We start from the raw sequence: 9,198 nt of genomic DNA, 5'->3' as shown, positions 1-9,198 counted from the left end.
AAACTTGGATACTGTGATGTGGAAGGGGAAACATACAACCCGAGAGGGAGATTACCCACAAAATCTTTTGGTAGGACACCGGGTCAGGTCGGATCGGAGATGGTGACAGCACTTCCGAAAAGAAGCGGCCCCATCTGAATCCAAACACCCACTGTGCAGGTGGTGTTAAAACAGCACTCTTTCTAAAAACTACAAAAAAGGAGCGGGCATTCCTCCGCGAGCGAAAGCAGCGGGGTCTCCTGCCCGAAGATTGATGAGGAAAAGTATAGATTTCTGTATTCTCTTGTTATCTACTGTAGTCTTAGTTTCTTCGTGTGCCCAATCGAGTAACCAACAGAGGGACCTGGACCTGTTGATTTCTTTTGAAAATGCGTTTGTGAATGTTGTGGCTCGAAGCAAGCCCGCAATTGTTAGTATTTTCGTCGAAGGTATGGAGGAGGCACAATCTCAAAATCGCGTCGGTTCGGGTCTGATTTTTCGCAAAGAGGGCTACATTCTTACGAACCATCATGTTGTTCACGATGCGAGAGATATAAGGGTAACGTTGTTAGATGGTAGTAATTTTGAGGCAGAGCTTGTTGGAACGGATCATAACACTGATGTCGCGGTTCTAAAGATTGAACGAGACGAAGCGTTTCCTGTCATTCCTTTGGCTGATTCCTCAAGGGTTCGGGTGGGGGAATTTGCTATTGCGATCGGCAATCCATTTAGACTCGATTACACTGTGACAACAGGCGTTGTGAGTGGTAAGAGTCGTTCGATTCTCCGAGGTTTCAGTTTTGTTCGATACCAAGACTTTATTCAAACAGACGCTTGGATTAATACGGGTAGTAGTGGGGGCCCGTTGCTGAACATCCGGGGTGAGGTTATTGGGATCAACGCACTCATTCGGCGTAATGATAACAATGAAAATACACCCGCTCCCGCGATGGCAGGTGCGGGATTCGCAATTCCCATTAATCTCGTGAAGAGTGTTGCGGATCAGCTCATTGCGAATGGGCGTGTCATTCGGGGTTACCTTGGTATAGAGATGCGACCCGCGAGAGGCGGCGTTCGCGTGAGGCGGATCATTAGGGATGCCCCGGCATATATTGGCGGTTTGCGGCGTAACGATATTATTATTGAATACAACGGTAACACGGTAAAAAAGGTTGTCGAACTCCAAATGCTCGTTGCGGAATCACAAGTTGGTGAGCGGTCTACCATCAAGGTTTTGAGGCAGGGACACGAAAGAACACTCAATGTAACGATTGGAGAATTGCCGCCCGAGTTGGCGGGGCAGACTGTTGAAATTAAGTCTGTAACTTGGGATATACTGGGTTTGTCGGTGCGGAAATTACAAGCTGGAGATTTTGAGAGGTATACGTACCTGACTGATGAAGATCAGGGAGTTATTGTTGAGAGGGTTAAGGTAGATGCCCCCGGATACGAGGCACGGATACCGAATGGGGCACTTATTATCGCGATTAATAACCAGAAAATCATAGATGTGCGGACCTTCGAGGCACTTCTTCAGGCGAAGCAGGATGCTGAAGCATTAATCCTCGACATTAAAAGCAGTCATGGTGAAGAGAGAATAACTGTTAACCTCGAAAATTAGCCGAAACTTGGAAATAGTAAATAGGATTATGGCAGAAACATCACAAAACATTACCCTCAGAGACATCTTTAGTCCCGGCGGTCTCATTTCGCAACAACTTGAGGAATACGAATTTCGCCAAGAACAATTGCAGATGGCACACGAGGTAGCTCGTGCCTTTACAGCATCTGAGCATCTGATTGTTGAGGCAGGAACAGGTGTTGGTAAAAGCTTTGCTTATCTGATTCCGGCAATTTCCCTTGCACTGAAGTCGGAACAGAAGGTTGTTATTTCAACGAATACTATCAGTCTACAGGAACAACTCGTAACGAAGGATATCCCTTTTCTTCAGCGTGTGCTCCCGCGCGATTTCAATGTGGTTTTGGCAAAAGGACGGCGTAATTATCTCTCGCGAAGAAGACTCAAAAATTTGATGAATTATGAACGAGGATTGTTTGATACGCATGAAGAGGTAGAGGAAATCGCAGAAATTGAAGCATGGGTGAATAGAACTGTAGATGGCAGTAGGGCTGACCTGTCTTGGCAACCCCAACCGCAGGTATGGGATAAAGTGGTTTCCGATAGAGATAATTGTCTTGGACGTAATTGCGAGACTTACGATACTTGTTTCTACTTCAAAGCCCGAAGAGAAATGTACAACGCCGACTTACTTATTGTGAATCATCATTTACTCTTTAGCGATCTCGCAATCCGTAAAGATTCTGAGGCGGCTATGAGTGTGCTACCTGATTACGATTATCTCATCATTGATGAAGCACATCACTTGGAAGCAACAGCCACGAACCACGCCAGCATCGACTTCAGTAATACTCGCGTCAAATGGCTTCTCGATTCCCTGTACAATGAGCGAAGCAAAGAAGGTTTGGCAAAACAATTCGATTCACCGCACTTGCAAACGCAAGTAGAGACAGCGCGCGAACAGGCAAATACCCTCTTTAGAACCATTATTGAGGCTATGCAAGAAGAGATTGACAACGATATGGGGAGTAACGCCTTAACACCACGTATTCATAAAAGCAATTTCGTCAGTAATGTGTTGGATGACCCCCTTGCCGATATTGAGAAAACCTTGAAACGGCTCCGTGACGATGCTATTACGGACGATGATGAACAAGAAATTATAGCGCACCAACATTATTGTCAACGCCTCCGTGACGAATTGGATATGATCATTCGGCAGAGCGACCCGAATTATGTCTATTGGGCTGAGATATCGACACGCGGACGAACCCCTCGTATCCTGCTCAATGCCACCCCAGCAAATGTGAATCAGATGTTGCAAGATCATCTGTTCACCGTAAAAAATAGCGTTGTGATGACGAGTGCTACACTTTCTACAAATCGCAACTTCTCTTACTTCAAAAAACGGGTCGGGATAACTGGGTGTCGCGAGTTTCTTGTGAATTCGCCGTTTGACTTTAAACGGCAGGTCCAGATTCATATCCCGCGTAATATGCCGCATCCGAACAGTCATCAATTTGTGCCAGCGGCGATTGAAAAGATTAAACACTACCTCAAACTAACACATGGCAAAGCGTTTGTCCTTTTCACGAGTTACAAAATGATGGACGAAGTTTACGATGTTGTCGCACCTGACTTGGAGAAAAGAGGGATTGAGACTTTCAAACAGGGCGGCGAGCTTTCGCGAACAGCGATGCTTCAGGCGTTTCGTGAAGACACAGACTCAGTCCTGTTTGGAACGTCCAGTTTCTGGGAGGGTGTTGACGTTCGCGGTGCTTCACTCAGTAATGTTATCATTACAAGGCTTCCGTTTGAAGTTCCGACGCATCCGGTGATGGAAGCGCGCGTGAAACAGATTAAAGAAGAGGGTGGCAACGAGTTCTTTGAATTCAGTTTACCAGAGGCGATATTGCGTTTAAAGCAGGGATTTGGGCGGCTCATCCGAACACAGACGGACGAGGGAATTGTTGTGATTCTCGACCCCCGGATTAAAACCGCGAATTACGGGAGACAATTTTTAGAATCACTGCCGGACTGCGAAGTCGTGGAAGAATAAAAAAAGATGCCCGTGGAAATACATACCACAGGCATCTTAAGACTTGTCAATAGCCCGAAATGCTATTTTCTGTGCGCGAACGCTACTGTCATTAATAGCGTTTCGGTGAAGGTTGCGCAACCCGAATCCCTCTATCATGCGTGAAAGGGAAATCGAATTCTATCGTTCGGTAGCGTTGTGCTGCCCCTGGCGGTGGTGCCTTCTCAATAGGTAGGACAATCCTTAGCTCGAGTGCATTCAACTTCGTCTGTATGAATGGAAGGAAGCCTTCGACACTCTTACCGGGAGGTATTCCTGTCCGACGTGTACCCACCTGTTTTTCAACAATAGGCATCCGTTTTTCGATGAGAATCCGGCGTGCAGTTTCAAGCCCATTTTTGACATAGAGTCCTGTTGCACGCGCCATGTATGTGAAACGCTCCTCCAAATCATCGTAATCCATACCCCCATAGAGGTTCTCGTCTTGGTCGACGATTTGGCATTTCTTGACATTAAAGATAATGTTTTCACTCCGATTGTTAGTAATCTTCACATAAAACACATCTGTTTTGTCGCCTTGGTGAAGTGCTTCGGTCTCATAAAAGGGTGAAAAAGCATTTCCGCGATTGTACTTTCGGTCAAGGTCTGGCCGCCGCCAATACGCGATAGAAACGGTAATGTCATCCTCAGTCTTCGTAAGGATTGGCTGTCTTGACTGAACCTCAAACAGTTGCGGATAATCAGACATCATGATGACATCAACGACTTTCCTATCTTCACCAGAGCCCCTTTCAATCTCCATTTGGGTGTCCGTCCAATCGTTGAGGAATTCACTCCACTGATCCTCGGCATGGGCATATTCGTCGAATGCGAAGATGTAAGTTAAGGCTTCCATGTTGGCATCACGCGCTTTTCCGATTCGGAATCCGACAGTACTCATACCGTGTTTGTCGAGTAACGGCTTCGCGAGTGTCTCAGAAGGGACAGCCGGAACAACTACCTCTTCATTCGGATTTTCAGTCTGTTCCTCCAACGCTGTCGCTATATTATGCACAGGTTGAATGGGTGACAAATTACCGAGTGCTGTTCCACAACCCGCAACGCTTACGGTCAGCACAAATAGCAGTCCAAGATTGAGTGCTGTGAATTTATTGAACCATTTCATTTATAATGTTGCCTCCTTGGTTGCCATTCTCCGAATGGCAAAACTGTTGACTATTGAGAGTCACTCTTACAAATCCAAAACGCCATAGATTTATTCACGAAAGCGAATCTGTACCACCGATCAAAATTGGCGATTTTAGACTCGGAAAATTCGGTGAAAATGGTGCATCAAAACTGATTTTATGTTTTAAAGTAGCATAACTGCAATTTTTAGTCAAGAAATAAGTGAGAAGAATTTATTGCAATCATTTTACAATGCTCAATTTCCCTATTTCTTGGACAAGCATATCTGCCTGCCTGGCAGAAATACGGTAAATATAAATGCCCGGCGCGATAGGTGAGCCATTCCGAGTTACAGCGTGCCATTCAAATTTACCTTGCGTCCCTGCAGCTTCACGTGTTTCACTATAGACAAGATCTCCGGTGGGGATATAAATCTCAAGTCGAATGTTATCGGCGATTTGTGAAGCAGACAGCCGATAGGCGAATGTCACCGCTGTCTCGCTGGTAAGAAAAGGGTTTGGATATACTTTTATCTCATCAAGTGCGAAATCTCCTGCCTGAAGATGCTCTACACGCAAACGGTAAGAATCAACACTGCTGGATCCCCCATCTGATTCCACGACAATGTAGAATATGTCTGTCGTATCGGGTTGATAAATGAGCTTCAGTCCACCGATGTCAGTCGCATTTTCGCCAGTAGCGATCATCTCACCCGTTACTGTGTAGAGGGACAAGCGGTAGTTTTTGCCTGGGGGGATGTCAGCCAACGTCACCAAAATCGTGATGTCACGAGTTGCTTCTAATTTGTAAACATCTCGTGTATCATCTGAATCGAAAAGAAAAGATTCGTAAGTCTGTGCGTATGTAATAGGGAACGCAGTCGCAAACGTATCGTTTGGTTCGTAAGTATCACCGAACGACACAAGGATAGGAATCGTCGGACCTTCCGGCCCGATGTTCGTAATAGAAATACCGGTTACAGTGCCGTCGTTAGCATTACTATTCGGCAGGGTTCCGGGCGTAAAAGCCGTCTGTTCATCATCTGCGGAGTAAGCGGCACCATCGGTTATCGTTCGCACATCTATAAGATTGGCATCGTCTTTTTGATAAATTCCGAGGTGTTCCGGATCTGCTGGGTCTTCAAGCCAAATTTGCTGAGATGCATCATAAGTCCCAAGCGGGTAAGGATCCGTCTCATCAATATGCCAAATTAGTATGCCTGATTCAGGTAGATAGGTATCAAAATTCGCCCCTGACGTTTTGTTCCGATTTTCTATGAGGAAGAATTCTGTCGCTTCTCCACGAACGGGTGTTGCTGACGCATGAATATCAATTTTGAAAAGCTTATTATCTGTGGGCCCGAGTTCAAAACTCGGAACATCAATCTGTTGGTTTTGTGTTATCTGAACGGGTTGAATCCAGCCAAGGCGCCCATTTTGCGGGTGCGCATCAAAATCCCATTTGAGGTATCCAATAATATGGCTCGGCTGTAAGCCGTTTCCGACACCTAATTCTGCCGGACCTTGGTAGGGACCAAATTGGCTCATCAGTCCCCATTTGTGATCGCGTCTATCTATGATGAAGTCGAATCCGTAAATATCAGGTGCCCCAAAGTCGTGAAAGAACTCGTGGAAATAGATGCCTAAGTGCGGATGTTGAAAATCGGGTTCTTCGGCGACAACGGCTGCGGTATTGACCCTTACCCCATCATAAACGGCATTGACGGTGGGTATTAGAAGGGAAGCGATGTCCTCTATGACACCACTTGAAGCTTGGTCATTCCCTGAATGGATAAGGAAGATGTGATCAACGATTCCATCGTTGTCTCTGTCATATTGTGAAAAGTCAACGACTGCGTCCGCAGCTTCGCACGCTTCGCGAACCAATTCCCGATAGCGTTCGAGGATTCTCCCGCCTTCGCCGTAATAGGTCATCGGTTTTTTAGCACGAATCCATGTGTTACCTTTCGGGAAAACGCCACCTACAGGACCGGGCTGAACATCCATCTGTCCATAAGAATTTTCACGATAATACGTTTTTAGGGAGATACCTTCCGTTGCGAACAGGTATTGATCGAACGCCGCGCCTTCTCTACGTCCGGGCATATCAGCAAAATCTATTTTCAAAGCGAGGACATACTCTATACCATCTGACTGCAAGACCCCTTGTTCTCTGGCAAAGCAGCATCCATCAAGTGCCTCAAGAAATTCTGCTCTGCTTTGAGGCGTTTTAGGTGCGAATTCACCACTTGTTGAATCTTCATTAAAATAGAGGTATGGATTTGGTGGTGCAGCGATACTTAGCAGAGGAAAGAGAGCAAGGGTGATGACACCAATCGTCAAGCTCCGTAAGATTATTCGTATGGACGAAGAGAGATAATGTAGAACTAAAACAGGCTTAATCAAACTCCCCTCCACACTTTCTGCACAAAATATAGAATTGGATATCATCAGACTGGGCATGTTGTATCATGAGATCGACCGCCTGTCGTGGCAGATCGGCTGCGCATTTCGGGCATTTATAGAGTGAGCCTTCTGTTTCTGGGAATTGGGTGATATCTCCCCATACATCCTGAAGCCAATATTTGAATTCCCAAGGTATTTCAGTCTTGACAGCGGTTGCGATCTGGACAGCGTGGCGGATGAGTTTTTGGCATTCATGGATGGAAGCAGGTTCGTATGGGTGTGGGGCATGCTTGACTGGGAGTGATTTTCCTTCTGTTTCGATTTGCGTGTTGAAATCGCGGGCACGGGTCAGCAAAATCTGGTCTAAGCGCGAACCGGCTTCCCTGCCTTTAGACCAGAGACGGTAGTAGCCTGCCCGTTTAATCTGGAAAAAAGCTGGATTGATACCTTGTTTGGTATTTACGACGCTGTCGGGTCCGGCATTCCATAACCAGCGGTGCCATTTAGAAGTATCATCTGGATCGGGACAAATTCGAATCGCTCCTGGACCCCCATCCTTATCCCACGGTTTTGCGAGTGCATCATCCATACCGATCCAATATGAGTCTTTACTCCACTCAAAGAATGCGCGAGCCCAGAGGTACCACTTCCCTGTCTTCGGGATATAAATTTCGTGTATTGCCCGTGCTCCTTTCAAACTGTCAATGGCTTTGCCACCGGACGCTTCTTCATGCTCAACCATTCTTACACCCTTATCGAGGTGGATTGCGGCATCCGCTTCAATAACAAGTGTATCCTTCGGTAGACGAATGAGTTCTTTGGGTTCGTCACTGTCAGGTTCTGTAGGTTCCATGAGATTGTAATTCTTCGCAATCCTTTGTGACACCTTCTCGAACTGTTTCTCAGAAAGTTTAGCATCAAAAAAGCAATCTCGAATACCTTTCTTCCAGAGGTCCATGAGTAGGAACATCGCTTTCAGATTGCCATCTGGACGTTTCCGGGTACCAACCACGATTAACATACCCGTATCCTTAGAACGACTGATTAAACAGCGATGCAACGGAAAATCAGGTGCTTTATGAGCTCTGCTGGAGACAATAAGTGGTGAGTAATATCCGCATTTTTCATCACAACCGGGGATTTTAGCACGCTTAGCTCTACAACATTCCGGGCAAATTAACATACCGTTGAGTGCCGGACAGATCCGTTTCCCATTATCTGAACGACACGTTCGACATCGTTGGCGTTTCGGTTTTCTGTTTGAAGTTTGGTATTGCGGATGTCGCATGTTTCTTCCAAAAAGGACTTATCTGTAATGACGGAAATTAACTCGGACGGTTGACGAGATCAGATAGATATTCAGCAATTTTGTCTGTAATCTGTTGTGCGTCTACATCCGCAAAGTTAAACAGTTCCTTAAGCATAGGAGAGATAGCACCCGTATCAAGTAAGGCATTTGCGAGTCTACCCATATTACTCCGGTTGAGTCCCCCTTGTCCGTCGTTATTCCCCATATCCAGGATCTTGATGCTGTCGATTTTCTCAACAGGTTTCATGAGTTCCTCAAGAATATCAGGGGCTTCATCAATGAGTTCTAAGATTGCCTCTTGGACAAGGACGCGTTGTTCAGCAACATTTCGAGCTTCATATTCTGCCATCTCACCTTGTGCTTTCGCACGCGCCTCGGCAAGTACAGCGTCAGCAAGTCGTTCGATCGGTTGTGCCTGCGCTTCGGCACCAATGATTGCCACCTCACGCTGCCATTCAGCTTCTTTCACCTGTTCTGTTGCCGTCACATTCACTTCTGCGCCCATACGTTCGGCTTCCGCGACTAATTGCTCTTTCTCTGCGAGTGCCGTTACCTGCTGCTTATTCGCAACATCGATTTTCCGATCCTCGTCGGTTAAGGCAACTTGTAGTTCCTGATTGATACGGGTCTGTTCTACCGTCAGGATTTTTGCAATTTCAGCGAGTGAAACCTGTCTGATCTGATCGATTTGTGCGGTTTCAACGACGAGGTTTTTCTCGAT

The 9,198-nt window shown here is 46.2% G+C and carries 6 protein-coding genes; 2 read left to right on the top strand and 4 right to left on the bottom strand.

What is annotated here, in order from left to right; translation table 11 throughout:
* The first annotated feature begins 352 nt into the window (after positions 1-352).
* Together J4G07_14805 and J4G07_14800 are read left to right on the top strand one after the other, a co-directional pair.
* Positions 353-1,600, top strand: a complete 1,248-nt coding sequence (locus J4G07_14805) for a trypsin-like peptidase domain-containing protein (GenBank protein MCE2415261.1) — start codon at positions 353-355, stop codon at positions 1,598-1,600.
* A 28-nt stretch (positions 1,601-1,628) separates the two neighbouring features.
* On the top strand, positions 1,629-3,617 hold the full coding sequence (locus J4G07_14800; protein MCE2415260.1) for a DEAD/DEAH box helicase: 1,989 nt from the start codon (positions 1,629-1,631) through the stop codon (positions 3,615-3,617).
* 91 nt (positions 3,618-3,708) lie between these two features.
* On the opposite strand, the gene J4G07_14795 is transcribed toward J4G07_14800, so the two are convergent.
* The 4 genes from J4G07_14795 to J4G07_14780 all read right to left on the bottom strand — a co-directional run.
* Positions 3,709-4,761: a hypothetical protein gene (locus J4G07_14795; GenBank protein ID MCE2415259.1), complete on the bottom strand. Its 1,053-nt coding sequence runs from the start codon at positions 4,759-4,761 to the stop codon at positions 3,709-3,711.
* A 244-nt stretch (positions 4,762-5,005) separates the two neighbouring features.
* A complete protein-coding gene (locus tag J4G07_14790) occupies positions 5,006-7,168 on the bottom strand; it encodes a M6 family metalloprotease domain-containing protein (GenBank protein MCE2415258.1) in 2,163 nt (720 codons plus the stop codon).
* Positions 7,161-8,456 carry a hypothetical protein gene (locus J4G07_14785; protein MCE2415257.1) on the bottom strand — a complete coding sequence of 432 codons (1,296 nt, stop codon included), beginning with the start codon at positions 8,454-8,456 and terminating at the stop codon, positions 7,161-7,163. Before J4G07_14785 ends, J4G07_14790 begins: the two co-directional genes overlap by 8 nt.
* A gap of 37 nt (positions 8,457-8,493) precedes the next feature.
* The coding region (locus J4G07_14780) for a hypothetical protein (GenBank protein ID MCE2415256.1) at positions 8,494-9,198 on the bottom strand (705 nt) is incomplete at its 5' end.

It is taken from the genome of Candidatus Poribacteria bacterium (assembly GCA_021295715.1).
Classification (GTDB): domain Bacteria; phylum Poribacteria; class WGA-4E; order WGA-4E; family WGA-3G; genus WGA-3G.
This window is presented reverse-complemented; position numbering and strand designations above follow the sequence as displayed.